This is a genomic window from Serratia sarumanii (assembly GCF_029962605.1).
Classification (GTDB): domain Bacteria; phylum Pseudomonadota; class Gammaproteobacteria; order Enterobacterales; family Enterobacteriaceae; genus Serratia; species Serratia sarumanii.
Genome location: NZ_CP124750.1, coordinates 3773738 through 3800421, shown reverse-complemented (window position 1 = coordinate 3800421; position 26684 = coordinate 3773738). Strand labels below are relative to the sequence as shown.

At 61.7% G+C, this 26684-nt stretch carries 25 protein-coding genes; 21 read left to right on the top strand and 4 right to left on the bottom strand.

The features are described from left to right. Positions 1-36: 36 nt before the first annotated feature. The 18 genes from iscA (at position 37) to SSARUM_RS17970 (ending at position 17065) form a co-directional block, all read left to right on the top strand. Positions 37-360: an iron-sulfur cluster assembly protein IscA gene (gene iscA / locus SSARUM_RS18055; protein WP_004941410.1), complete on the top strand. Its 324-nt coding sequence runs from the start codon at positions 37-39 to the stop codon at positions 358-360. A 62-nt stretch (positions 361-422) separates the two neighbouring features. Next, entirely contained in the window at positions 423-944 is a 522-nt protein-coding gene (gene hscB, locus SSARUM_RS18050) for a co-chaperone HscB (RefSeq protein ID WP_033648919.1), read from the top strand. Between the two features lie 32 nt (positions 945-976). Then, a complete protein-coding gene (hscA, locus tag SSARUM_RS18045; RefSeq protein ID WP_033648918.1) occupies positions 977-2827 on the top strand; it encodes a Fe-S protein assembly chaperone HscA in 1851 nt (616 codons plus the stop codon). 2 nt (positions 2828-2829) lie between these two features. After that, a complete protein-coding gene (fdx, locus tag SSARUM_RS18040; protein ID WP_004941417.1) occupies positions 2830-3165 on the top strand; it encodes an ISC system 2Fe-2S type ferredoxin in 336 nt (111 codons plus the stop codon). 32 nt (positions 3166-3197) lie between these two features. Further along, entirely contained in the window at positions 3198-3398 is a 201-nt protein-coding gene (gene iscX / locus SSARUM_RS18035; RefSeq protein ID WP_006327336.1) for a Fe-S cluster assembly protein IscX, read from the top strand. A gap of 300 nt (positions 3399-3698) precedes the next feature. Further along, the gene (gene pepB, locus SSARUM_RS18030; RefSeq protein WP_047570920.1) at positions 3699-4994 is read left to right on the top strand and encodes an aminopeptidase PepB; all 1296 of its coding nucleotides are present in this window, start codon (positions 3699-3701) and stop codon (positions 4992-4994) included. Positions 4995-5083: 89 nt separating this feature from the next. Further along, on the top strand, positions 5084-5914 hold the full coding sequence (sseB, locus tag SSARUM_RS18025) for an enhanced serine sensitivity protein SseB (protein WP_033635596.1): 831 nt from the start codon (positions 5084-5086) through the stop codon (positions 5912-5914). Between the two features lie 162 nt (positions 5915-6076). Further along, entirely contained in the window at positions 6077-6502 is a 426-nt protein-coding gene (ndk, locus tag SSARUM_RS18020; protein WP_004941424.1) for a nucleoside-diphosphate kinase, read from the top strand. Between the two features lie 232 nt (positions 6503-6734). Further along, positions 6735-7931 (top strand): dual-specificity RNA methyltransferase RlmN, encoded by a 1197-nt coding sequence (rlmN, locus tag SSARUM_RS18015; RefSeq protein ID WP_004941426.1) that lies wholly within the window; start codon positions 6735-6737, stop codon positions 7929-7931. A 98-nt stretch (positions 7932-8029) separates the two neighbouring features. Next, entirely contained in the window at positions 8030-8779 is a 750-nt protein-coding gene (pilW, locus tag SSARUM_RS18010; RefSeq protein ID WP_039568691.1) for a type IV pilus biogenesis/stability protein PilW, read from the top strand. Next, positions 8769-9743 carry a cytoskeleton protein RodZ gene (gene rodZ / locus SSARUM_RS18005; protein ID WP_039568532.1) on the top strand — a complete coding sequence of 325 codons (975 nt, stop codon included), beginning with the start codon at positions 8769-8771 and terminating at the stop codon, positions 9741-9743. The genes pilW and rodZ overlap by 11 nt, the downstream gene beginning before the upstream one ends. Positions 9744-9790: 47 nt before the next feature. Further along, complete coding sequence (gene ispG / locus SSARUM_RS18000) at positions 9791-10912, top strand: flavodoxin-dependent (E)-4-hydroxy-3-methylbut-2-enyl-diphosphate synthase (protein ID WP_016929756.1); 1122 nt, start codon at positions 9791-9793, stop codon at positions 10910-10912. Between the two features lie 139 nt (positions 10913-11051). Then, positions 11052-12326: a histidine--tRNA ligase gene (gene hisS, locus SSARUM_RS17995; protein WP_033635593.1), complete on the top strand. Its 1275-nt coding sequence runs from the start codon at positions 11052-11054 to the stop codon at positions 12324-12326. A gap of 13 nt (positions 12327-12339) precedes the next feature. Beyond that, positions 12340-12960 (top strand): YfgM family protein, encoded by a 621-nt coding sequence (locus SSARUM_RS17990; RefSeq protein WP_033635592.1) that lies wholly within the window; start codon positions 12340-12342, stop codon positions 12958-12960. Between the two features lie 11 nt (positions 12961-12971). Then, positions 12972-14153, top strand: a complete 1182-nt coding sequence (gene bamB, locus SSARUM_RS17985; RefSeq protein ID WP_033635590.1) for an outer membrane protein assembly factor BamB — start codon at positions 12972-12974, stop codon at positions 14151-14153. A 131-nt stretch (positions 14154-14284) separates the two neighbouring features. Beyond that, positions 14285-15775, top strand: a complete 1491-nt coding sequence (der, locus tag SSARUM_RS17980; protein WP_004941442.1) for a ribosome biogenesis GTPase Der — start codon at positions 14285-14287, stop codon at positions 15773-15775. 99 nt (positions 15776-15874) lie between these two features. After that, positions 15875-16831, top strand: coding sequence for an AEC family transporter (locus SSARUM_RS17975; RefSeq protein ID WP_033648913.1), 957 nt, complete (start codon positions 15875-15877; stop codon positions 16829-16831). 12 nt (positions 16832-16843) lie between these two features. Beyond that, entirely contained in the window at positions 16844-17065 is a 222-nt protein-coding gene (locus tag SSARUM_RS17970; protein WP_033654277.1) for a zinc ribbon domain-containing protein, read from the top strand. 4 nt (positions 17066-17069) lie between these two features. Here the strand turns inward: SSARUM_RS17970 and SSARUM_RS17965 are convergent, their stop codons facing one another. From SSARUM_RS17965 to SSARUM_RS17955, 3 genes are all read right to left on the bottom strand, one after another. Then, positions 17070-17411 carry a protealysin inhibitor emfourin gene (locus SSARUM_RS17965; protein WP_033648911.1) on the bottom strand — a complete coding sequence of 114 codons (342 nt, stop codon included), beginning with the start codon at positions 17409-17411 and terminating at the stop codon, positions 17070-17072. Further along, positions 17411-18436, bottom strand: coding sequence for a M4 family metallopeptidase (locus SSARUM_RS17960; RefSeq protein WP_060430480.1), 1026 nt, complete (start codon positions 18434-18436; stop codon positions 17411-17413). Before SSARUM_RS17960 ends, SSARUM_RS17965 begins: the two co-directional genes overlap by 1 nt. A gap of 62 nt (positions 18437-18498) precedes the next feature. Further along, complete coding sequence (locus tag SSARUM_RS17955; RefSeq protein WP_033654276.1) at positions 18499-19581, bottom strand: LacI family DNA-binding transcriptional regulator; 1083 nt, start codon at positions 19579-19581, stop codon at positions 18499-18501. 358 nt (positions 19582-19939) lie between these two features. Between SSARUM_RS17955 and SSARUM_RS17950 the strand changes: the two genes are divergently transcribed. Together SSARUM_RS17950 and SSARUM_RS17945 are read left to right on the top strand one after the other, a co-directional pair. Then, on the top strand, positions 19940-21250 hold the full coding sequence (locus tag SSARUM_RS17950; RefSeq protein ID WP_033635583.1) for an MFS transporter: 1311 nt from the start codon (positions 19940-19942) through the stop codon (positions 21248-21250). Positions 21251-21261: 11 nt separating this feature from the next. Next, positions 21262-23628 carry a glycoside hydrolase family 31 protein gene (locus SSARUM_RS17945; protein WP_033648907.1) on the top strand — a complete coding sequence of 789 codons (2367 nt, stop codon included), beginning with the start codon at positions 21262-21264 and terminating at the stop codon, positions 23626-23628. A 3-nt stretch (positions 23629-23631) separates the two neighbouring features. On the opposite strand, the gene xseA is transcribed toward SSARUM_RS17945, so the two are convergent. Beyond that, positions 23632-25008, bottom strand: coding sequence for an exodeoxyribonuclease VII large subunit (gene xseA / locus SSARUM_RS17940; protein ID WP_031299944.1), 1377 nt, complete (start codon positions 25006-25008; stop codon positions 23632-23634). 170 nt (positions 25009-25178) lie between these two features. Between xseA and guaB the strand changes: the two genes are divergently transcribed. Further along, positions 25179-26642 (top strand): IMP dehydrogenase, encoded by a 1464-nt coding sequence (guaB, locus tag SSARUM_RS17935; RefSeq protein WP_033635581.1) that lies wholly within the window; start codon positions 25179-25181, stop codon positions 26640-26642. Positions 26643-26684: the final 42 nt, after the last annotated feature.

The window sequence follows — 26684 nt, the reverse complement described above, 5'->3', positions numbered from 1 at the left end:
GCCACGCCGGGCTTTGATTTGAAGTGTGAGGTTGTGATGTCTATTACCATGAGCGACAGCGCTGCGCAGCGTGTTCAGGCGTTTTTGACGAACCGCGGCAAGGGTCTCGGCCTGCGTCTGGGAGTGCGAACTTCCGGCTGCTCCGGAATGGCCTACGTGCTGGAATTTGTTGACGAAGCCAACGATGACGACATCGTGTTTGAAGACAAAGGCATCAAGGTGATCATCGACGGCAAGAGCCTGGTTTACCTTGACGGCACCGAGCTTGATTTCGTTAAGGAAGGCCTGAACGAAGGCTTCAAGTTCAACAACCCGAACGTCTCAAGCGAATGCGGCTGCGGCGAGAGTTTCAACGTCTGACAGTCCATCGTGCTCCCCCGTTTCGGCGGGGGAACTTCATCCGCTAACGCCCAGAGCACGCTATGGATTACTTTACTTTATTCGGGCTGCCAGTTCGCTACACCGTGGACGGCAGCCTGCTTGCGTCCCGCTTCCAGGATCTGCAGCGCCAATTTCACCCCGATCGTTTCGCCAACCAGCCGGAGCGCGAACGCCTGATGGCGTTGCAGCAGGCGGCGACCATCAACGAAGCCTACCAGTCGCTGAAGCACCCGTTAAAACGCGCGGAGTATATGCTATCTTTGCACGGCTTCGAGCTGGGCAACGAACAGCATACGATGCGCGACACCGCGTTCCTGATGGAACAGCTGGAGCTGCGCGAAGAGCTCGACGCCATTGAGCGCAAGCCGGAGGCGGAAAGCCTGCTGGCCGATTTCGGCGCGCGGCTGGCTGTCTCCATCAAACAGCGCAGCGCGCTGATGCTGCAGCAGCTGGACGGCGAGCTGTGGGCGGACGCCGCCGACACCGTGCGCAAGCTGCGCTTTTTGGACAAACTCCAGCAACAGGTTGAACAACTCGAAGAAAAACTGCTGGGTTTTGAGTAACACCTTCTGATTCTGATTGTGGAAGCTTCAACATGGCCTTATTACAAATTAGTGAGCCTGGCCTCAGCGCCGCGCCGCACCAGCGACGTCTGGCCGCCGGCATCGACTTAGGCACCACCAACTCGCTGGTCGCCACGGTGCGCAGCGGGCAAGCGGAAACGCTGGCCGACGAACAGGGCCGCCATTTGCTGCCTTCGGTGGTGCATTATCAGGCGGATGCGCAGCGCGTCGGCTGGGAGGCGCGCCAACAGGCGGCGCAGGATCCGGCCAATACCGTCAGCTCCATCAAGCGCATGATGGGCCGCTCGTTGGCGGACGTGCAGCAACGTTACCCGAACCTGCCGTATCAATTCCAGGCCAGCGACAACGGCCTGCCGCTGATCGTCACCGCCGGCGGCCCGGTTAACCCGGTCGGCGTCTCCGCCGATATCCTGCGGGCCCTGTCCGCGCGCGCGCAAGCGGCGCTGGAAGGGGAGCTGGATGGCGTGGTGATCACCGTTCCCGCCTACTTCGACGACGCGCAGCGCCAGGGCACCAAAGACGCGGCGCGTCTGGCCGGCCTGCATGTCCTGCGCCTGCTGAACGAACCGACCGCGGCGGCGATCGCCTACGGGCTGGACTCCGGCCAGGAAGGGGTGATCGCGGTTTACGATCTGGGCGGCGGCACCTTTGATATCTCCATTCTGCGCCTCAGCCGCGGCGTGTTCGAAGTGCTGGCCACGGGCGGCGATTCCGCGCTGGGCGGCGACGACTTCGATCACCTGCTGGCCGACTGGCTGCGCGAGCAGGCCGGCGTGGCCGATCGCAGCGACCACGGCGTGCAGCGCCAGCTGCTGGACGCCGCCATCGCCGCTAAAATCGCGTTGAGCGATGCCGACAGCGTGCGCGTCGAGGTGGCCGGCTGGCAGGGCGAGGTGACCCGCGCCCAGTTCGAAGCGCTGATCGCCCCGCTGGTGAAACGCACGCTGATGGCCTGCCGCCGCGCGCTGAAAGACGCCGGCGTCGCCGCCGACGAGGTGCTGGAAGCGGTGATGGTCGGCGGTTCCACCCGCGTGCCGCTGGTGCGTGAGCAGGTGGGCGCCTTCTTCGGCCGCACGCCGCTGACGTCGATCGATCCGGATAAAGTGGTCGCCATCGGCGCCGCGATCCAGGCCGACATTCTGGTGGGCAACAAGCCGGACAGCGACATGCTGCTGCTGGACGTGATCCCGCTGTCGCTGGGCCTCGAAACCATGGGCGGTCTGGTGGAGAAAGTGATCCCGCGCAACACCACCATTCCGGTGGCGCGCGCGCAGGAATTCACCACCTTTAAAGACGGCCAGAGCGCGATGATGATCCACGTGCTGCAGGGCGAGCGCGAGCTGGTGCAGGACTGCCGTTCGCTGGCGCGTTTCACGCTGCGCGGCCTGCCGCCGCTGCCTGCCGGGGGCGCGCACATTCGCGTCACCTTCCAGGTGGATGCCGACGGTCTGCTTAGCGTCACCGCGATGGAGAAATCCACCGGCGTCGAAGCTTCGATCCAGGTGAAACCGTCTTACGGCCTGTCGGACAGCGAAATCGCCGGCATGATCAAGGATTCGATGGCCAACGCGCAAAGCGACGTGGGCGCGCGCAAGCTGGCGGAGCAACGCGTGGAAGCCGCGCGGGTGCTGGAAAGCCTGCAGGGCGCGCTGGCCAGCGACGCCGCGCTGCTGAGCGAGGCGGAAAGCCAGGCGATCGCCGCCGCGACCCAGGCGTTGCAGCAGGCGGTGCAGGGTGAAGATCCCGCCGCTATCGAAGACGCCATCAAAACATTAGATGCACAAACGCAAGATTTTGCCGCGCGCCGCATGGACGCTTCCATTCGCCGCGCGCTGGCTGGCCATTCTGTGGATGAGGTTTAACCATGCCTAAAATTGTTTTCCTGCCCCATCAAGATCTTTGCCCGGAAGGGGCGGTTCTGGAAGCTGAAAAAGGGGAGTCGATCCTCAACGTTGCGCTGCGCAACGGCATTGAAATCGAGCACGCCTGCGAGAAATCCTGCGCCTGCACCACCTGCCACTGCATCGTGCGTGAAGGCTTCGATTCGCTGGAAGAGAGCAGCGAGCTGGAAGACGACATGCTGGACAAGGCCTGGGGGCTGGAGCCGGAAAGCCGCCTGAGCTGCCAGGCGCTGGTCGCCGACGAAGATCTGGTGGTCGAAATGCCGCGCTACACCGTCAACCACGCGCGTGAGCATTAATTGTTAGCCGCAGCGCCAACCCGGAGATCATAATGGGACTGAAGTGGACCGACAGCCGAGAAATCGGCGAAGCCCTGTACGACCAATACCCGGACACCGATCCGAAAACCGTGCGTTTTACCGACATGCATCAGTGGATCTGCGATCTGGAAGAGTTCGACGACGATCCGCAGGCTTCCAACGAAAAAATACTGGAAGCGATCCTGCTGGTCTGGTTAGATGAAGCGGAGTAAATAGCGTAACGGGCTGCCATGGGCGGCCCGTTTATTTTGTATCCGACATACCCGTCGTCTTTCAAACCGCAGCGTTGTTACCTGCACGTAGTTACGTGGCCCATCCGTGGGCCACGCCCCAAGGGGCCGCTGCGAGCAGCGTTCAAATCTGCTCCCGGCAGATTTGTCTTACCCCAGTCACTTACCTGAGTAAGCTCCTGGGGATGAGATCGCTGGGCGCCTAGCTGCAATTTGAAATCCATAGGGTATGCAATAAAGCCCTAATGAAATAATAAAGGGAACATCCGGAGTAAGAAGGCTATGACAACAGAATTCATGCAGGTCACGCTGTCGCAACAACCTGCCGACGCCCGTTGGGGCGAAAAAGCGCTGCTCAGCACCAACGGCGAAGGGATGACCATTCACCTGACCGGCACCGACAAGCTGGGCGCGATCCAGCGCGCGGGCCGCAAAATTGACGGTCAGGGCATCAAAAACGTCAAGCTGGCCGGCGACGGTTGGGACTTGGAAAACAGCTGGGCGTTTTGGCAGGGCTACCGCGGGCCGAAAGGGCAGCGCAACGTCGAATGGGCCGAGCTGCCGGAAGCCGCACGTCAGGAGCTGGATAAGCGCCTGAAGATCGTTGACTGGGTGCGTGACACCATCAACATGCCGGCGGAAGAGCTGGGGCCGGAGCAACTGGCGACCCGCGCCGTCGATCTGATGTGCGACGTCGGCTGCGATGCCGTCAGCTACCGCATCACCAAGGGCGAAGATCTGCGCGAGCAGAACTATGCCGGCATCCACACCGTCGGCCGCGGCTCCGAGCGCCCACCGGTGCTGCTGGCGCTCGACTTCAACCCGACCGGTAATCCGGACGCACCGGTGTTCGCCTGCCTGGTCGGCAAGGGCATCACCTTCGATACCGGCGGTTATAGCCTGAAACAGAGCGCCTTTATGGACTCGATGAAGGCTGACATGGGCGGTGCGGCCACCATCACCGGCGCCCTGGCGCTGGCGGCGGCGCGCGGCCTGAAGCAGCGTGTGAAGCTGTACCTGTGCTGCGCCGACAACATGGTCAGCGGCAACGCTTTCAAACTGGGCGACATCATTCGCTACCGCAACGGCAAAACCGTTGAGGTGATGAACACCGATGCGGAAGGGCGCCTGGTGCTGGCCGACGGCCTGATCGACGCTTCTGAGCAGAACCCGCAGCTGATTATCGACTGCGCCACCCTGACCGGCGCCGCCAAAACCGCGGTCGGCAACGACTACCATGCGCTGTTCAGCTTCGACGACGCGCTGGCGCAGGAGCTGCTGAACAGCGCCACCGCCGAGCAAGAGCCGTTCTGGCGTCTGCCGCTGGCCGAGTTCCACCGCAGCCAGCTGCCGTCCAACTTCGCCGAGCTGAACAACGTGGCCGGCCCGGCCTACACCGCCGGCGCCAGCACCGCGGCGGCCTTCCTGTCGCACTTCGTCAAGAATTACCAGCAAGGCTGGCTGCACATCGACTGTTCCGCCACCTACCGCAAAGGCGCGGTGGATCAGTGGTCGGCCGGCGCGACCGGTTTGGGCGTGCGTACCCTGGCCAACCTGCTGCTGAGCAAAGCCAAATAATTGAACGCCCGCCGCGTCGGGCGCTAGAATGCGCATTATCTTCGGGGCCCAGCATGCTGGGCCTCGCTATTTGATCCCTGGAGTTTGCCATGAGTGCCCATCATCACGATGCCGCCCCGAGCGAAAACGAACTTGAACGCCTGCTGAAGCTGGCGGTGACGGAGCCGGCCCACCGCCCGGCGTTCTTCCGTGAACTGCTCGACGCCACGGTGCTGATCCTCGGCGACAGCGAGCAGGTGCAGCAGGACGGCGACATCGCGCTGAACGCGGATACGCCGGTCAATATCCAGCATTGGGAGAAGCAGGACGGCGGCAGCATCATTCCGTTCTTCACCTCGCTGGAAGCGCTGCAGAAAGCCGTTGAGGACGAACAGCCGTTCATCGCCATGCCGGCGCGGGTGCTGTTCGAAATCACCCAGGGCGCGGATCTGTTCCTCAATCCGAAGGCGGAGTACGGCAAGGAGTTCTACCCGGAAGAGGTGGCGATGCTGCTGGCGACCGGCGGCGTCGTCAAACCGGTGGAGCATTACGTCGATAAAGAGACCCAAATCCTGCTGGGGCAGCCCGAAGAGTACCCGTCGGCGATGGTGGATGCGTTGACCACGCTGTTCAGCCAGCGCAAGCCGGTGCGCCGCGCGTTTCTGGCGCTGATGCACGATCAGGCGGCGGACGAGAAGCCGAATCTGCTGATCGGGCTGGAAGTGGACGCCGAGCCGGCGGAGATCGAGGCGTTGATCAACGAGGCCGGCAGCGTCGCCAGCGAAACGGCGCCGAACGACGAACCGGTGGATTTCTGCCTGGTGTCGGAGAACGAGCGCGGCATCAGCCACTATCTTATCTCCCATACGCAGCCGTTTTATCAGCGCCGCTGGGGCAGCTGGCTGCGCAATTTGATCCCGTCTACCGACAAGACCCAGTAGCGCCGCCGCGTGATCAAATATGAATCATGAAGATCATATTTTTTTAATGAAATGTTGATTTTCCCGTAGGCAAGCGTTAACGGCGCACATATAATCTGCGCCACTTGAGAAGGCCGGCAACATTGCAGACCGGCCTGTTTTGGAAGTCATACAGAGGCCATCATGACCGTAGAACGTACCTTTTCCATCGTTAAACCAAACGCTGTAGCCAACAACGACATCGGCGCTATCTACGCTCGTTTCGAGCGCGCCGGTTTCAAAATCATCGCCGCTAAAATGCTGCGTCTGACTCGCGAGCAAGCTGAAGGCTTCTACGCTGAGCACAAAGGCCGCCCATTCTTCGACGGTCTGGTTGAGTTCATGACCTCCGGCCCAATCATGGTGCAGGTTCTGGAATCTGAAAACGCCGTGCAGCGCAACCGCGACATCATGGGCGCAACCAACCCGGACAACGCGCTGGCTGGTACCCTGCGTGCCGACTACGCGGACAGCTTCACCGCTAACGCCGTTCACGGTTCCGATTCCGTTGAATCCGCACAGCGCGAAATCGCTTACTTCTTCAACGAAAGCGAAATCTGCGCACGTTAATCGTGCCGTTGCTGATAGCCAGGCATTCACCGGCTGAAACAATAAAAATGCCCTGAATGCCTTTCAGCCGTAGCCACCCGCTACTAAAATTTGTACAATGCCGCGCCCCTGATAAGACGACTTGTCAGGGGCGTGTTTTTAGTGCCGCCACCCGAATCATGCGGGCTGAAATGCACAACTTACTGTCCATTCTTTAGCGCCATAACGTGTAATAACGAGGCCAGAGATCATTATGTTAGAACCCATCACGTCCGAGCACACCGTGTCTGAAAATAATTCGCTGACTACCCCCTCCGTTAACGTGGAGCAACCGGCTGCGGCCAAAATCAACCTGCTGGACCTGAACCGCCAGCAAATGCGCGAGTTCTTCGCCGAAATGGGCGAGAAACCGTTCCGCGCCGATCAGGTGATGAAGTGGATTTACCACTACTGCTGCGACGATTTCGAGCAGATGACCGACATCAACAAAGTCCTGCGCGGCAAGCTGCAACGCGTGGCGGAAATCCGCGCGCCGGAAGTGGCGGAGGAACAGCGCTCGGCCGACGGCACCATCAAGTGGGCGATTAAAGTCGGCGATCAGCAGGTCGAAACCGTGTATATCCCGGAAGCCGACCGCGCGACGCTGTGCGTCTCCTCGCAGGTAGGCTGCGCGCTGGAGTGCAAATTCTGTTCGACGGCGCAGCAGGGCTTCAACCGCAACCTGCGCGTGTCGGAAATCATCGGCCAGGTGTGGCGCGCGGCGAAAATCATCGGCGCGCTGAAGGTGACCGGCCAACGCCCGATCACCAACGTGGTAATGATGGGGATGGGCGAGCCGCTGCTCAACCTGAACAACGTGGTGCCGGCGATGGAAATCATGCTGGACGACTTCGGCTTTGGCCTGTCCAAACGCCGCGTGACCCTGTCTACCTCCGGCGTGGTGCCGGCGCTGGACAAGCTGGGCGACATGATCGACGTGGCGCTGGCGATCTCGCTGCACGCGCCGAACGACACCATCCGCGATGAGATCGTGCCGATCAACCGCAAGTACAACATCGAGACCTTCCTGTCCGCGGTGCGTCGCTATTTGGAGAAATCCAACGCCAACCAGGGCCGCGTGACCGTCGAGTACGTGATGCTGGATCATATCAACGACAGCACCGACGATGCGCATCAGCTGGCGGAAGTGCTGAAAGACACGCCGTGCAAGATCAACCTGATCCCATGGAACCCGTTCCCGGGCGCCCCTTACGGCCGCAGCTCCAACAGCCGGGTGGATCGTTTCTCCAAGGTGTTGATGGAATACGGCTTTACGACTATTGTTCGTAAAACCCGTGGTGACGATATCGACGCCGCCTGCGGGCAACTGGCGGGTGAAGTGATCGACCGTACCAAGCGTACCCTGAAGAAGAAAATGGCCGGGGAACCTATCAACGTACGGGCGGTCTGAATCCTATAGCACCATTTTTTGTTATCTAACAGCCTGTTATGCGAAAGCGTGTCGCTGGCGGGCGTTAGCTGACGGCCGATAAGGAAATGAATGCGGGCATGAAGCTGAAACTGTGGGGTGTGTGGCTGGCGGCCGGGTTGTTGGCCGGGTGTTCCGGTTCAGCGCCGGAAAAGGAAGCACAAGTCTCTGAGGCGGGCCAAACGCGGTTGCAGCTGGGCCTGGAGTACCTGCAGCAAGGCGACATGGACGCCGCGCGCCAGAACCTGGAAAAGGCGCTGGACGCGGCCCCGCAGGATTACCGCACGCAGTTGGGCATGGCGCTCTATGAGCAGCGGATCGGTGAAAATGCCGCGGCCGAACAGCGTTATCGGCAAGCGCTCAAACTTGCGCCGGGCAATGGCACCGTATTGAATAATTACGGTGCGTTTCTTTGCAGTTTAGGGCAGTATGTACCGGCGCAACAGCAGTTTAGCGCAGCGGCGCTGGCGCCCGATTATGGCCAGGTCGCCGACAGCCTGGAAAACGCAGGTTACTGTTTTCTCAAGGCCGGACAAAACGATGAGGCGCGCACGCTGTTGAGCCGCGCGCTGAAAGTCGATCCGGACAAAGGCACTCCGCTGTTGGCGGAGGCCGAAAAGCAATTTGGAGAAGGGAAGCGCGCCCAGTCGCAACTTTTATTGGATGTTTATCAGCATGTTCTGCCGGCCAGCGCCAGCAGCTTATGGTTACAGATTCGTTTCGCCGCGTTAGCCGGCCGTCAGGATAGCGTTCAACGCTATGGCAAGCAGCTAGCGCGAAGTTTTCCACAATCCAAACAGTACCAGCAGTTCTTAGCTAATGAATACTGAAGCCTCCCAAGATAAAACCGTATCCATGACGACGGGCCAGCGCCTGCGTCAGGCCCGTGAGCAACTCGGGCTGAGCCAACAGACCGTTGCAGAACGCCTGTGTCTCAAAATGTCCACCGTGCGCGATATCGAGGAAGACAGCGTGTCCGCTGACCTCGCGTCCACTTTCGTGCGCGGCTACATCCGTTCCTACGCCAAGCTGGTGCATTTGCCGGAAGACGAACTGCTGCCGATGCTGGCCAAGCAGGCGCCGTTGAAGATGGCGAAAGTGGCGCCGATGCAAAGCTTCTCGCTGGGCAAACGCCGCAAGAAACGCGACGGCTGGCTGATGAGCTTCACCTGGCTTATCGTGTTCGTGGTGATCGGCCTGACCGGCGCCTGGTGGTGGCAAAACCACAAGGCCCAGCAGGAAGAGATCGCCACCATGGCCGATCAGTCCTCCGCGCAGCTTTCGCAGAATAACGAAGGGCAGTCCGTGCCGCTGACCGACGGCAATGCCGATGCCGGCACCAACGTGCCGTTGACCGACAACAGCGCCGCGCCGGCCGATACTGGCGCAGCGGCTCAGGCGCCGGCGGCGACCGCCCAGGCGCCGAGCGCGGCTCAGCAGCAGCCTGCCGTGGTGTCGCCAAGCCAGACCACCCTGCCGGAAACCGCGCCGGCGGCACAGGCGCCGTTGCCGACCGCCGATGCGGGCGTGGCTGCGCCGGTGGCCGATCCGAATGCGCTGGTGATGGATTTCTCTGCCGACTGCTGGCTGCAGGTGACCGACGCGAGCGGTAAGACGCTGTTCAGCGGCACCCAGAAGCAGGGTGGCAAGCTGAACCTGGCCGGCACTGCGCCGTATAAACTGACCATCGGCGCGCCGGCGGCAGTACAGATCCAGTATCAGGGTAAGCCGGTTGATTTAAGCCGGTTCGTTAAGTCAAACCGTGTTGCTCGCCTGACCGTCGCCGCGCAGTAATCGCGCGGCACCGGTCGTGATGTCAGAGCAGCAATGGAGAGTAAGTAATGCATAACCAAGCGCCCATCAACCGTCGAAAATCTACACGCATTTACGTCGGCAAGGTGCCTATTGGTGATGGCGCGCCGATTGCCGTGCAGTCGATGACCAACACCCGTACCACCGATGTTGAAGCAACGGTTAATCAGATCAAAGCGCTGGAGCGCGTGGGCGTCGACATCGTCCGCGTTTCGGTTCCTACCATGGACGCCGCCGAGGCATTCAAGCTGATCAAGCAGCAGGTCAACGTGCCGCTGGTCGCCGATATCCACTTCGATTATCGCATCGCGCTGCAGGTTGCCGAATACGGCGTAGACTGCCTGCGCATCAACCCGGGCAACATCGGCAACGAATCGCGCATTCGCTCGGTGGTGGACTGCGCCCGCGACAAGAACATCCCGATTCGCATCGGCGTCAACGGCGGCTCTCTGGAGAAAGACCTGCAGGAAAAGTACGGCGAACCTACGCCGGAAGCGCTGCTGGAATCCGCCATGCGCCACGTGGACATCCTCGATCGCCTCAACTTCGACCAGTTCAAGGTCAGCGTCAAGGCGTCGGACGTGTTCCTGGCGGTGCAATCCTACCGCCTGCTGGCCTCGCGCATCGATCAGCCGCTGCATCTGGGCATCACCGAAGCCGGCGGCGCGCGCAGTGGGTCGGTCAAATCGGCCATCGGCCTGGGCATGCTGCTGTCTGAAGGCATCGGCGACACCCTGCGCATCTCGCTGGCGGCGGATCCGGTCGAAGAAGTGAAGGTCGGTTTCGATATCCTGAAGTCGCTGCGCATCCGCGCGCGCGGTATCAACTTTATCGCCTGCCCGACCTGTTCGCGTCAGGAATTCGACGTGATCGGCACGGTGAACGCGCTGGAGCAGCGCCTGGAGGATATCATCACGCCGATGGACGTTTCGATCATCGGCTGCGTGGTGAACGGCCCGGGCGAAGCGCTGGTGTCCACCATGGGCGTGACCGGCGGCCACAAGAAGAGCGGCTTCTATGAAGACGGCGTGCGCCAGAAAGAGCGTTTCGACAACGAACAGATGATCGACCAGCTGGAAGCGAAAATTCGCGCCAAGGCCGCGATGATGGACGAAAGCAACCGCATCACGGTCAATCTGCTGGAAAAATAAGCGTTATCGCTACACGGCGGGCCTGTTGGCCCGCTTGTTTATGAACCTGAAGGGCAGAAAACCGCATCCGCGTTGAATACCGGGCGGCAAAGTCCCTATAATCAGGTTCATTTTTACAGACAACGGACAGAGAACTCACGTGGCAAAGAACATTCAAGCCATTCGCGGCATGAACGACTACCTGCCGGAAGAAACGGCATTATGGCAGCGTATTGAAGGCACCCTCAAGCAGGTGCTGGGCAGCTACGGTTACAGCGAAATCCGGTTGCCGATTGTAGAGCAGACCCCGTTATTCAAACGCGCGATCGGTGAAGTGACCGACGTCGTGGAAAAAGAGATGTATACCTTCGAAGACCGCAACGGCGAAAGCCTGACGCTGCGTCCGGAAGGGACGGCCGGCTGCGTGCGCGCCGGCATCGAACATGGTCTGCTGTACAATCAGGAACAGCGTCTGTGGTACATCGGCCCGATGTTCCGCTACGAGCGCCCGCAGAAGGGTCGTTACCGTCAGTTCCATCAGCTGGGCGCGGAAGTGTTCGGCCTGCAAGGCCCGGACGTCGACGCCGAGCTGATCCTGCTGACCGCCCGCTGGTGGAAAGCGCTGGGCATCGCCGAGCACGTCAAGCTGGAGTTGAACTCCATCGGTTCGCTGGAGGCGCGCGCCAACTACCGCGACGCGTTGGTGGCGTTCCTGGAGCAGCACGTCGAGGTGCTGGACGAAGACTGCAAACGCCGCATGTACAGCAACCCGCTGCGCGTGCTGGACTCCAAGAATCCTGAGGTGCAGGCGCTGTTGAACGACGCGCCGCGCCTGTCCGAGTACCTGGATGAAGAATCCCGTGCTCACTTCGCCGGTCTGTGTGAACTTTTGGCGCAGGCAGGTATCCCATATACCGTTAACGAGCGCCTGGTGCGCGGTCTGGATTACTACAACCGCACCGTGTTTGAGTGGGTAACCACCAGCCTGGGCGCGCAGGGCACCGTCTGCGCGGGCGGCCGTTACGACGGCCTGGTCGAGCAACTGGGCGGCCGCGCCACCCCGGCGGTCGGTTTCGCCATGGGCCTGGAGCGCCTGGTGTTGCTGGTGCAGGCGGTTAACCCGGAATTCAAGGCGCCGTCGGCTATCGACGTGTACGTCATCTCTTCCGGCGCGGGCACCCAGAGCGCGGCGATGCAGCTGGCTGAACAGGTGCGCGACGCGGCGCCGCAGCTGAAGCTGATGACCAATTACGGCGGCGGCAACTTCAAGAAGCAGATCACCCGTGCGGACAAATGGGGCGCGCGCATCGCGCTGATCCTGGGTGAGAGCGAAGTGGCGGCGCAGCAGGTGGTGGTGAAAGACCTGCGCAGTGGTGAACAAGAAACGCTGGCGCAAAGCGAAGTCGCTGCGCGTCTGGCTTTGATGTTAGGTTAAGGAGAAGGACACCGTGGAAGTCTATACCACTGAAAACGAACAAGTCGACGCACTGCGTCGGTTCTTTGCCGAGAACGGCAAAGCGCTGGCGGTGGGCGTGGTGCTCGGAATTGGTGCCCTGGTTGGCTGGCGTTACTGGCAGAGCCATGAAAACTCCAACATGATGGCTGCGTCGCAATCCTATCAGGAAGCCAGCGATCGTCTGGCGGCCGGCAAGCCGGATGACGTGGCTGCCGCGGAGAAATTTGTCCAGGCTAACGGCAACAGCTACGGCGTATTGGCCGCGCTGCAGTTGGCCAAGCACTTTGTCGAACAGAATGATTTCGCCAAGGCGGAACAGCAATTGGCGCTGGCGCAGGGCCAGACCAAAGACGACAACCTGTTGGCGATGATCGACCTGCGTCTGGCGCGCGTCCAGCTGCAGGAGAAAAAGCTGGATGAAGCGCTGAAAACGCTGGATGGCGTGAAAGGCGAAGGCTGGGCGGCGATGATGCAGGATGTGCGCGGCGATGTGCTGCTGGCCAAGGGCGACGCCAAGGGCGCGCGCGAAGCTTACAGCAAAGGCATTGAGTCCAACGCTTCTCAGGCGCTGCAGGTTCTGCTGCGCATGAAATTGAATAACTTGTCCAGCTAAGGGGAATTCCCATGCAATTGCGTAAAACACTCTTGGTCGGACTGGTTTCCGCTGCCTTGCTGAGTGGTTGCTCGCTGTTTAACAGCGAAGAAGACGTGGTTACCATGTCGCCGTTGCCGAAAGTTGAAAATCAGTTTACGCCGAGCAAGGCGTGGAGCACCTCGGTGGGCGACGGCATCGGTGAGTATTACTCCCACCTGCGTCCGGCCTATCAGGACAGCACCATTTACGCCGCCGATCGCTTCGGCATCGTGAAAGCGATGGACGCCGACAGCGGCAACGAGAAGTGGAAGGTCAATCTCTCCGAGAAGACCGGCTTCTTCTCCAGTAACCTGTCTGCGCTGCTGTCGGGCGGCCTGACGGTCGCGGGTGACAAGGTTTACGTCGGCAGCGAAAAAGCGGTGGTTTACGCATTGAACACCGCCGACGGCGCCATCGCCTGGCAGACCAAAGTGGCCGGCGAAGCGATCTCCCGTCCGGTTGTCAGCGACGGCATGGTGTTGGTGCACACCTCCAACGGCATGCTGCAGGCGTTGAACGAAGCCGACGGCGCGGTGAAATGGACGGTTAACCTGGACATGCCTTCGCTGTCGCTGCGCGGTGAATCCGCGCCGGCCGTCGCCTTTGGCGCCGCCATCGTCGGCGGTGACAACGGCCGCGTCAGCGCCGTGCTGATGCAGCAGGGACAACTGATCTGGCAACAGCGTATTTCTCAGCCGAGCGGCGCGACCGAAATCGATCGCCTGAACGACGTGGACACCACGCCGGTGATCGTTGACGGCGTGGTCTACGCGCTGGGTTACAACGGCAACCTGACGGCGCTGGATCTGCGTTCCGGCCAGATTATCTGGAAACGCGAGCTGGGTTCGGTGAACGATTTCATCGTCGACGCGGGCCGCATCTACCTGATCGACCAGAACGATCGCGTAGTCGCGCTCAGCACCGAAGGCGGCGTGACCGTGTGGACGCAGAGCGATCTGCTGCACCGCAACCTGACGCCGCCGGTGATGTATAATGGTTATCTGGTGACCGGTGACGCCGAAGGCTATCTGCACTGGATCAACACCACCGATGGCCGTTTTGTCGCCCAGCAGGAAGTGGACAGCTCCGGCTTCCTGTCTGCGCCGATGGTGGCCGGCGACAAGCTGATCATCCAGGCTCGCGGCGGGAAAGTTTACGCTTTCACCCGCTAACGCCGCTCGTCGCAAGGCTTGAAAACGGCTCCTGAATGTTCAGGGGCCGTTTCGTATTTTTATAAGCTGTACCGCTGGTGTCTATCCACAGTGCAGTAACGCATTGATTATTAAGTAATGAGGCTTCAACAATGATACCTGTCGTCGCGCTGGTCGGGCGCCCGAATGTGGGTAAATCCACCTTGTTCAACCGTTTAACCCATACGCGCGATGCGCTGGTGGCGGATTTCCCGGGGCTGACGCGTGACCGCAAGTATGGTCGTGCTGAAATCGAAGGCAATGAATTCATCATCGTCGATACCGGCGGTATCGACGGCACCGAAGACGGCGTTGAAACGCGCATGGCCGGTCAGTCGCTGCTGGCGATCGAAGAGGCGGACATCGTGCTGTTCATGGTCGACGCCCGCGCCGGCCTGATGCCGGCGGATCAGGGCATCGCCCAGCACCTGCGCAGCCGCCAGAAGGCGACCTTCCTGGTGGCCAACAAGACCGACGGCCTGGATCCTGACACCGCCACCGCCGATTTCTACTCGCTCGGTCTGGGTGAAGTGTTCGCTATCGCCGCTTCCCACGGCCGTGGCGTGACCCAACTGATCGAACACGTGCTGGTGCCGTTTGTGCCGGAAAAACCGGAAGACGTCGAGCTGACCGAGGAAGAGGCCAACGCCGCTTACTGGGCCGAGCAAAACGGCGAAACGCTGGAAGGCGAAGAAGACGAAGAGCCGGAAGAAGCGTTCAACCCGCAGGATCTGCCGATCAAGCTGGCGATTGTCGGTCGCCCGAACGTCGGTAAGTCTACGCTCACTAACCGCATCCTCGGCGAGGAGCGCGTGGTGGTGTATGACATGCCGGGCACCACACGCGACAGCATCTACATTCCAATGGTGCGCGACGAACGCGAATACGTGCTGATCGACACTGCCGGGGTGCGTAAACGCGGCAAGGTGACTGAAACCGTCGAGAAGTTCTCGGTGATCAAGACCCTGCAGGCGATTGAAGACGCCAACGTGGTGCTGCTGGTGATCGACGCGCGTGAAGGCATCTCCGATCAGGATCTCTCGCTGCTCGGCTTTATCCTCAATAGTGGGCGCTCACTGGTGATTGCGGTCAACAAGTGGGACGGCATGAGCGAAGAAGATCGCGAGCACGTGAAAGAGATGCTCGACCTGCGTCTGGGCTTCGTCGACTTCGCGCGCGTGCACTTCATTTCCGCTCTGCACGGCAGCGGCGTCGGCAACCTGTTCGAATCGGTACAGGAAGCCTACGAGTGCGCAACCCGCCGCGTAAACACCTCGATGCTGACCAAAATCATGCAGATGGCGGTTGACGATCACCAGCCACCGTTGGTGCGCGGCCGCCGCGTGAAGCTGAAATACGCTCACGCCGGCGGTTACAACCCGCCGATCGTGGTGATCCACGGCAACCAGGTCAGCGATCTGGCCGATTCGTACAAACGCTACCTGATGAACTACTTCCGCCGCTCGCTGAACGTGATGGGGACGCCGATCCGCATCCAGTTCAAAGAGGGCGACAACCCGTTCGCCGGCAAACGCAACCTGCTGACGCCGACCCAGATGCGTAAACGCAAGCGCCTGATGAGCCACCTGAAAAAGAGCAAGTAATCGCTCATGAGGGGCGCGGCAGTGATGCCGCGCCCCTTTTTTATTGGCCCGAAATCGTTTTATTATCTGAAGATTACCTCGCCTGCCTGAAGGAACACCATGTCCTGGGAAACCTGGAGTTTTGCGTTTAACGTCACCGTGCCGAATCTGTTGATGATGCTGCTGGGGATCCTGCTGCGCCATTGGCGCCTGATGGATGACCGCTTCGTCGACGGCGCGACCCGCCTGGTGTTCAATCTGGCGCTGCCATGCCTGCTGTTTTTCAGCATCGCCACCAACCACCCGCAGCTGCTCGGCAACCTGCCGCTGGTGCTGTTCGGCGCGGTCGGCACGCTGGCGACCTTCCTGCTCCTGGAGCTGGCCGCCAAGTGGCTGGTGAAAGAACCGCGTGAGCGCGGGGTGTTCGTGCAGGGAGGTTTCCGCGCCAATACCGCCATCGTTGGCCTGGCCTACGCCATGACCGCCTACGGCAGCGAAGGCATTGCGCTCGCTTCGCTGTACCTGACGGTGACGGTGATCCTGTTCAACATACTGTCGGTCATCACCCTAACGCGCAGCCTGCAGGGCGGGCAGGGCAAGAAAATCAGCCACCTGTCTTTGCTGCGCAGCATCGTTACCAACCCGCTGATCATCGGCCTGGTGTGCGGGCTGCTGTACGCGCAAACCGGGCTGGGCATCCCGACCGTGATCCGCCAGACCGGCAGCTATATCTCTGCGCTGTCGCTGCCGCTGGCGCTGCTGTGCACCGGCGCCAGCCTGGATTTTCGCGCCATGTTCCGTTCGTCCAACGTGGCTGCGCTGTCGTCGGCGGCCAAGCTGTTTCTGGTGCCGTGCCTGATGACGCTGGCCGGCTGGCTGTGCGGGTTTCAGGGGGCGGCGCTGGGCATTATCTTCCTGTTTTCCGCCACGCCGACCGCGTCGGGCAGCTATGTGATGACGCGCGCCATGGGCGGCAACGCCACGCTGGCGGCCAACATTATCGCCATCACCACCGTCGGTTCGTTCTTCACCACCGCGTTGGGGATTTATTTCTTGCGCTCATGGGGCGCGATTTAACCTGGAGTCGTTATGGAAGCGCACTGTCCGCACTGCCGTCAGACCATGAAGTGGGTAGCGGGTCACTACCATTGTGAAGCCTGCCAGCGCGATTATCGGCAGCTGGCGAGCTGCCCGGCGTGCGGGCAGCCGCTGCAAGAATTGAAAGCCTGCGGGGCGGTGGATTACCTGTGCCAGAACGGGCACGGGCTGATCTCCAAAAAACGGGTGAATTTCAGCTATCAGCCGCTGTAAGCCCTCACTCATCCACCTGGCCGGTTTTCCACAGATCCACCAGCGCCTGCGGCGCGCTGCTTTCCGGGATTAACAGCACGATCTCAGTGCTCAGGGTGGGGCTGGTGTAGTTGATTTGCACGCGGTAGTAGCGCTGGTCGCCGCAGCCGGGGGAGCTGGGCTGGCCTTCTTCCTGCGCATAGGGCAGCGTCTGGTTCAGCAACTGATTCAGGCGCTGCCGCTGCTCCGGCGTGATATCGGCCAGCGCGATGCGGCGCTGGCCCGCCAGTTTGGGAATGTAGGCGAAGCCTCCCTCGCGCGCCAGCTCAATGACCGTATCCTGATTGAGCGTCGGCAGCGGTTTCATTATTCCACCCCCACCTGATGCCAGGCTTGCTGCACCTTGTCCGCCACGCTCTGGTCGAAACGCGCTAGCGCATGTTTCACCGTGGTGCGGGCGAAGGTGGCGAAGTCGGCGTTTTGCGGCAGCGCTTTGTCGCACACCGTGTCATACCAGACGTAACCGGCTTTCTCCCAGGCGAAGCCGCCCAGCGCCGTCGCCGCCAGGTAGAAGGCGCGGTTGGGGATACCGGAGTTGAGGTGCACGCCGCCGTTGTCTTCCTTGGTCTGGATATAATCCTTCATGCTGGCGGGCTGCGGGTCTTTGCCCAGCAGCGGATCGTCGTAGGCGGTGCCGGGTGCCGACATCGAGCGCAGCCCTTGGCCTTTGATGCCCTCGGCGAGCAGCCCGGCGCCGATCAGCCAGTCGGCTTTATCGGCGGTTTGCTGCAGGTGGAACTGCTTGACCAACGAACCGAATACGTCGGACAACGACTCGTTGAGCGCCCCGGACTGCTGATAGTAGATCAACCCGGCTTCGCTCTCGGTCACGCCGTGCGCCAGCTCGTGGCCGACCACGTCGATGGCGATGGTGAAACGGTTGAAGATCTCGCCGTCGCCGTCGCCGAACACCATCTGCTGGCCGTTCCAGAAGGCGTTCTGGTACTCCTTGCCGTAGTGTACGCTGCCGACCAGCGGCAGCCCCTGGTTATCCAGTGAATTGCGGCGATAGGCCTGCCAGAAGAAATCGTAGGTGACGCCGAGATAGTCGTAGGCTTCGTCCACCGCCACATCGTGGTTGCTGGGCTGGCCCTCTTTGCGCACCTGTTTGCCGGGCAGCTGGGTGCCGTTCTGGGCGTCGTAGATATCGCGGAGCGCTTCACCGGCTCGGGCGTTTTTCTCGGTCGGCGAACGCAGCGGCTTGTTGCCGAGCAGGCTTTGCACGTGGTTCAGCGTGTGCAGCGCACAGTCGCGCTGCGGGGCGTTGCCGTGTTCAATGATGCGGCGCAGCATGTAGGGAGGAATGACGGAACGCATGCGCTGGGCTGGCATAGTGGCTCTCCTTAGGCAAAAATTTTACCTCATCGAATGAATGCACTGTGCCTAAGTGTAGCCTACTCGTCATAAAGCCTGTGGTCATGCGTGCTCACCGCCGGCGCGGTCTTGTGCGGGCTGATGCGCCGCACCGAGGCGCGCACCGCCAGCCGGCCGTGCAGCAGCAGATTGCACGGCGGCGCGTCGGCGCGCAGCATGCGCCGTTGCAGCAGCTGGATCGCCTCGTAACCCAGCTCATCGCGCGGCACCTGCACCGAGGTCAGCGGCACATCGTGGATTTCCGCCAGGTTGAAGCCGTCGGTACTCATCACCGAGACGTCGCCCGGCACGCTCAGCCCCCGCTTGTTGAGCGCTTTGACCGCCCCGACCGCCATGTAGTCGCCGCCGGCCAGGATCGCCGTCGGCAGCGGGGAGTGGCCGTGGATGCCGTCGAGATAGGTGGTCAGCGCCTGCTCGGCCTCTTCGCCGCCGAAGCCGGAGGTGGTGATCAGATGGCGGCCGTCGTCGAACGGCAAATGATGCCGGGCGTAGGCCTGGCGGATGCCCGCCAGCCGCAGCTCCATGGTGTGGCGGCGCAGGCATTGCAGATTGAGGATATGGCTGTGCCCCTGCTGAAACAGGTAGCTGGCGGAATAGTCGCCGATCAGCTGATGATCCGGTGAGACGCTGTCCAGCCGCATCTGCCGATCGCTGCAGTTGATCAGCACGCAGGGCTTGTGCAGATCGGCGGCCAGGGTGTGGATATGCTCGTCGTCGATGCCGATGATCAGCGCCGCTTCGGTGTGCGGGTCGCTCATCTTTTCCAGAAACAGCGCGCCGTCGCTGTGTTGCTCTTCCAGCCCGCAGTAGCGGATGCGCACCTCGTGCTCCATCAGCGCGGCGGCGATACCCTGAATGACCTTGTAGTAGAAGATGTCGGTGCGCACGTCGAACGCGCGCTGCGGCGCGAACACCATCACGTTGTTCAGCATCAGTCGGCCGCTGGAAATGCCCTGCAGAATGCCGTTTTGCTGCGCACAGTCCAGCACCTTGCGGCGCGCCTCGGCGCTGGTGTTGGCCTTGCCCGCCAGCACGCGGGAAACGGTGCTGATCGACAGCCCGGTTTGGCGAGCGATCTCCTGAATTTTCAGCTTTCCGTTCATTCTGTGATCTCCTTCAAATTCGTCCGTGAGAATATTTTCATTGCAGATTTTCAGCGTCTTGACCGGATTTCTTGGTCATTATGACTATTTTTTCACCCGCCTGTGAAAATCTTTGCAAAAAACAGCGTTTCGCTGCGCGCTCTCGCTGAGTAGTCTGCATTGGTACACCAATTTTAGCGATCTGTCAGTCCAATTTTAACGGTGTGCGAAAATGAAAACAAAAATAAATCATGGGGTTGTGATTGTCTGTCGGCCAATGAGATGGCGCCGACCCGTTTTCACCGCCCCGTGTTTGATAGCACAACGTACCCTACCAAAACGCGCGTCGCCGTAGCCGGCGGCCGCGGGGAGAGAACCGATGAGTGTGGAGATCAATCAGGCGGTCGCGCAGAGCGGCCGGCGCAAGTTCAAATCGCTGCGCTGGTGGATGCTGGCGCTGTTCTTGCTGGGTGTCACGGTCAACTACATCACCCGCAACTCGCTGGGCATTCTGGCGCCGGAGCTGAAAACCAGCCTGAACATGAGCACCGAGCAATATGCCTGGGTGGTGGCGTCGTTCCAGCTGGCCTACACGGTGTTTCAGCCGATCTGCGGCTGGCTGATCGACGTTATCGGCCTGAAGATGGGCTTTCTGATCTGCGCCGGCATCTGGGCGGTGGTGTGCATGCTGCACGCCGGCGCCGGCAGCTGGCTGCAACTGGCCATTCTGCGTTTCTTCATGGGGGGCGCGGAGGCGGCGGCCACCCCGGCCAACGCCAAGGCGATCTCCGACTGGTTTCCGAAGAAGGAGCGGCCGATCGCCGCCGGCTGGGCCGGCGTCGGTTTCTCCATCGGCGCCATGCTGGCGCCGCCGATCATCGTCATCGCTCACGTCTCTTTCGGCTGGCAGGGCGCCTTCCTGTTCTCCGGCGGGCTGGCGCTGATCTGGGTGGTGCTGTGGTGGCTGTTCTACCACTCGCCGCAGCAGCACCCGAACCTCAGCCAGCAAGAGTTGGATCTGATCCGCGAAGACAACGAGCCGGTGTTGCCGAAGCTGCCGTTCCTCACCTCGCTGGCCAGCCTGTGCAAGAACAAGAAGTTTTACGGCATCGCCATCCCGGCCTTTCTCGCCGAGCCGGCCTGGGCGGTATTCAGCTTCTGGGTGCCGCTGTACCTGGCCACCGAACGCGGCATGGATCTGAAACAGATCGCGATGTTCGCCTGGCTGCCGTTCCTGGCGGCGGATATCGGCAGCGTCGCCAGCGGCTATCTCACCACCCTGTACCGCAAATGGTTCGGCTGCAGCCGCGTCAACTCGGTGGTCGCCAGCTCGGTGACCGGCGCTTTCCTGATGGTGTCGCTGGCGTTCGTGGCGATCACCCAAGATCCCTATGTGGCGATCGCGCTGATCTCGATCGGCGGCTTCGGCCACCAGGTGATCTCCTGCATGCTCAGCGCCTTGGTGGTGGAGTCGTTCGATAAAAACCAGATGGCGACGGTCAACGGCATGCGCGGATCCAGCGCCTGGATCGCCAGCTTCCTGTTCACGCTGCTGATCGGCGCGGTATCCGACACCATCGGCTTCAACCCGCTGTTCATCGCCATGGGTTTCTTCGACCTGATCGGCGCCCTGTTCCTGATTGCCCTGATCGCCGAACGCGGCGGTAAGAAAACACCTTCACACAGCTAAGTGGAATGCTTATGAAAACCTTGAAAAACTGGACGCTGGCGGCGCAGCATGCCGACCACGTTGAGCTGCTGGTCGATGAACGCCACCGTTTCTGCCTGTACGTGCTGGAAGACGGTCTATTCCGCGTGTTGATCAAACGTGAGGGCGAACTGGCGCTGGATCGCACCTGGAGCATCGCGCCGCAGGAGGATGTGCCCTGGGAGGGGCGCGATCGGCTCAGCGTCGCCGGCTTCAGCCTGCCGGGCTATCAGCTGCGCCAGGAGGGCGAGCGGCTGATGGTCAGTACGCCGCTGCTGCGCGTGACGGTGCATCAGCCGCTGTGGCTGGAATGGGAATATTGCAACGCCGCCGGCGAATGGCGGCCGCTGGCGGCGGACCGGCCGACCAGCGCCTACCTGCTCAATGCGCACGGCGACGGCGTGGCGCACTATCAGCGGCGTTTCGCCGATGAGCGTTATTACGGCCTGGGGGAGAAGGCCGGCGATCTGGAACGCACCGGCCGCCGCTTCGAAATGCGCAACCTGGACGCGATGGGCTACAACGCCGCCAGCACCGATCCGCTGTACAAGCACATTCCGTTCACCATCACCCGCGGGCCGGAGGCGAGCTTCGGCCTGTTTTACGACAACCTGAGCAGCAGCTGGTTGGATCTGGGCAACGAGATCGACAACTACCACGCGGCCTATCGCCGCTATCAGGCCGAAGCGGGCGATCTGGATTACTACCTGTTCCTCGGGCCGAAGGTCTTGGACGTCACCAAGGCCTTCGTGCGCCTGACCGGCCGCACCCACTTCGGGCCGAAGTGGAGCCTGGGCTACAGCGGTTCGACCATGCACTACACCGACGCGCCGGATGCCCAGCAGCAGCTGCAGCAGTTCATCGCGCTGTGCCGTCAACACGCCATTCCCTGCGACTCTTTCCAGCTGTCGTCGGGCTACACCTCGATCAATAACAAGCGCTACGTGTTCAACTGGAACTACGACAAGGTGCCGCAGCCCAAGCAACTGAGCCAGGCGTTTCACGACGCCGGCCTCAGGCTGGCGGCCAACATCAAGCCGTGCCTGCTGCAGGATCACCCGCAGTATCAGGAGGTGGCGGCGCAGGGGCTGTTTATCCGCGATTCGCAAAGCGACGCACCCGAGCGCTCCAGCTTCTGGGACGATGAGGGATCGCACCTCGACTTCACCAACCCGGCGGCGGTGCGCTGGTGGCAGCAGGGTGTCACGCAGCAGCTGCTGGAGATGGGCATCGACTCGACCTGGAACGACAACAACGAGTACGAAGTGTGGGACGGCGAAGCGCGCTGCCACGGCTTCGGGCGGCCGATCGCCATCAAGCACATCCGCCCGGTGATGCCGCTGCTGATGATGCGCGCCTCGATGGAGGCCCAGCAGCGCTTCGCGCCGCAGAAGCGGCCGTACCTGATCTCGCGCTCCGGCTGCGCCGGCATGCAGCGCTACGTGCAGACCTGGAGCGGCGACAACCGCACCAGCTGGCAGACGTTGCGCTACAACATCCGCATGGGGCTGGGCATGAGCCTGTCGGGGTTGTATAACCTCGGCCACGACGTCGGCGGCTTCTCCGGCGACAAACCGGACGCGGAACTGCTGGTACGCTGGGTACAAAACGGCGTGATGCATCCGCGTTTCACTATCCACTCCTGGAACGACGACGCCACGGTCAATGAACCCTGGATGTACCCGGCCGCCACCCCGGCGGTGCGCGAGGCGATCAACCTGCGTTACCGGCTGCTGCCGTATTTCTACACCCTGCTATGGCAGGCCTGCGCGGACGACGAGCCGATGCTGCGCCCGACCTTTCTCGATCATGAACAGGATGCGCGCACCTTCGACGAGAACGACGATTTTCTGATCGGCCGCGATCTGCTGGTGGCCAGCGTAGTGGAGCCGGGGCAGCGCCGGCGTTCGGTGTATCTGCCGGACAACGGCGAAGGCTGGTACTGCTTCTACAGCGGCCAGTGGTTCGGCGACGGCCAGACGGTGACGCTGGCGGCTCCGCTGGAGCGTTTGCCGCTGCTGGTGCGCGCCGGGGCGGCGCTGCCGCTGTCGCAGCGGCTGGCGCATGTGGACGTGGCCGCCGACGATCGGCGCGAGCTGCGGCTGTTTCCGCTCAAGGGCTGCGGCGCAAGCAGCGGGCTGTTGTTTGAGGACGACGGTGAAAGCGAAGGCTGGCGACAGGGCGATGCGCTGTGGCTGCGTTGGGAAATGCGCTGCGACCATCAGCGCATCATGCTGGATATCACGACGGAAGGGCGTTTCCGCCCGGCCTGGCGCACGTTGGCGCTCAGCCTGCCGGAAGGCGAAATGCGCGCGCTGTGGGTGAACGGCGAACCGGGCGAGCGTTTTACGCTGGAGTAGGGGTTACTCGGCCGCGCGTTTCTTGCGCGGCTTCTTGGCGACGGTGATGGTTTTCACCTCGCTTTCCACCCAGCCGTCCTGCAGGCGGGTTTTCAGCAGTTCGCCGACCTGCGCCTGCTTGGTGGTTTTCAGCAGCTCGCCGCGCGGGGTTTGCGTCACGCTGTAGCCGCGCGCCAGCGTCGCCAGCGGGCTGACGGTTTCCAACTGGCTGCAGGCCACGCCGAAGCGCTGGCGGTAGGCGTTGAGCTGCCGCTCCATCGCTTGCTGCAGGCGGTATTCCTGCTGCTGCACGCGCTGTTGGTAGCGGTGAATGCGGCCCTGCGGCTGCACCTGCGCCAGCCGCTGCTGGGCGCGTTCGCTGCGGCGGGCGGCCAGGCGCAGCTGTTGCTGCATGCCGTCTTCCATCCGGCGCTGCAGCTTGAACAGCAGCGTCTGCTGGCGCGCCAGGCGCAGATGCGGATGCTGCTGCTGTAAACGGTGGTGAATGCGGGTGAACTGCTGCTGGCGCTGCGCCAGGTAGTAATCCATCGCCATCTCCAGCCGCTGCTGCTGCGACTGCAGCTGGCGCAACAGCTCGAGCTGATTGCGGCTGACCAGTTCGGCGGCGGCGGAAGGGGTCGGCGCGCGCAGATCGGCGACGAAGTCGGCGATGGTGACGTCGGTTTCATGGCCGACGGCGCTGACGATCGGAATGCGGCTGGCGAAGATCGCCCGCGCCACGCGTTCGTCGTTGAAGCTCCACAGATCTTCCAGCGAACCGCCGCCGCGGCCGACGATCAGCACGTCGCATTCGTCGCGGCGGTTGGCGGCCTCGATGGCGCGCACGATCTGCATCGGCGCTTCGGCTCCCTGCACCGAGGTGGGGTAGATGACGATCGGCAACGACGGATCGCGCCGCTGCAATACCTGCAGAATATCGTGCAGCGCCGCGCCGCTGGCGGAGGTGATCACCCCGACGCGTTTGGCCGGGGCGGGCAGCGGCTGCTTGAACTGCTGATCGAACAGCCCTTCGGCGCTCAGGCGCTGTTTCAGCTGCTCGAACTGTTGCTGCAGCAGGCCGTCGCCGGCGGGCTGCATGCTCTCGGCGATCAGCTGGTAGTCGCCGCGCGGTTCATACAGCGTAATGCTGGCGCGCACCAGGACCTGCTGGCCGTTTTGCGGCCGGAAGGTGACGCGGCGGTTGCTGTTGCGGAACATCGCGCAGCGCACCTGGGCGCGATCGTCTTTCAGCGTGAAATACCAGTGGCCGGAGGCGGGCTGGGAGAGGTTGGAGATCTCGGCGGAGAGCCAAATCTGCCCCATTTCCATTTCCAGCAGTTGGCGAACCGTCTGATTGAGGCGGCTTACGGTAAAAATGGAAGGCGAAACAGGTAGCGACATGTGACCCAGATCAAATTTCAAAACAATCACTTAATTGGTCGATACTACATGGCTGAAAAAGGTAATCAAGACTTTTTGTAAGAAAGTGCTGGAGGCAACCGATTCCGCTCTGTATAATGCCGCGGCAATATTTTATCTTTTTCACAGCCCACCCTGGTGAGATATTGCCCATGCTACGTATCGCTAAAGAAGCTCTGACGTTTGACGACGTCCTCCTGGTTCCAGCCCACTCCACGGTTCTGCCTAACACCGCAGAGCTCGGCACTCAACTGACCAAAACCATCCGCCTGAACATCCCTATGCTGTCCGCAGCCATGGATACCGTTACCGAATCCGGCCTGGCCATCGCGCTGGCGCAGGAAGGCGGCCTGGGCTTCATCCACAAAAACATGTCCATCGAGCGCCAGGCTGAAGAAGTCAGCCGCGTGAAGAAGCATGAAAGCGGCGTAGTTACCGACCCGCAGACCGTTACCCCATCCACCACGCTGCAGGAAGTGAAAGAGCTGACCGCGCGCAACGGCTTTGCCGGTTACCCGGTCGTCACCGAAGACAATGAGCTGGTCGGCATCATCACCGGCCGCGACGTGCGCTTCGTGACCGATCTGACCCAGCCGGTCACCGCGGTCATGACGCCGAAAGATCGCCTGGTCACCGTGAAAGAAGGTGAAGCGCGCGACGTGGTACTGCAGAAGATGCACGAAAAGCGCGTAGAAAAAGCGCTGGTGGTGGACGACAGCTTCCACCTGCTGGGCATGATCACCGTTAAAGACTTCCAAAAAGCGGAACGCAAACCGAACGCCTGTAAAGACGAGCACGGCCGTCTGCGCGTGGGCGCGGCGGTCGGCGCCGGCGCCGGCAACGAAGAGCGCGTTGACGCGCTGGTGGCGGCAGGCGTTGACGTTCTGCTGATCGACTCCTCGCACGGCCACTCCGAAGGCGTGTTGCAGCGCATCCGCGAAACCCGCGCCAAATACCCGGATCTGCAGATCGTCGGCGGCAACGTCGCGACCGCAGCGGGCGCCAAAGCGCTGGCTGAAGCCGGCGTGAGCGCGGTGAAAGTCGGTATCGGCCCTGGCTCCATCTGTACTACCCGCATCGTGACCGGCGTGGGCGTACCGCAGATCACCGCCATCGCCGACGCGGTGGAAGCGCTGGAAGGCACCGGCATCCCGGTTATCGCCGACGGCGGCATCCGCTTCTCCGGCGACATCGCCAAAGCGATCGCCGCGGGCGCATCCTGCGTGATGGTCGGCTCCATGCTGGCGGGCACCGAAGAATCCCCGGGCGAAATCGAGCTGTATCAGGGCCGTTCGTTCAAATCTTACCGCGGCATGGGCTCGCTGGGCGCGATGTCCAAAGGCTCTTCCGACCGTTACTTCCAGACCGATAACGCCGCCGACAAACTGGTGCCGGAAGGTATCGAAGGCCGCGTGGCCTATAAAGGCATGCTGAAAGCCATCGTGCACCAGCAGATGGGCGGCCTGCGCTCCTGCATGGGCCTGACCGGCTGCGCCACCATCGACGATCTGCGCACCAAGGCGGAGTTCGTGCGCATCAGCGGCGCCGGCATTCAGGAAAGCCACGTGCACGACGTGACCATCACCAAAGAGTCGCCGAACTACCGCATGGGCTAATGCCTTAACCTCTCCTGAGTGAGAGGCCGGGGTGGGGCGTTA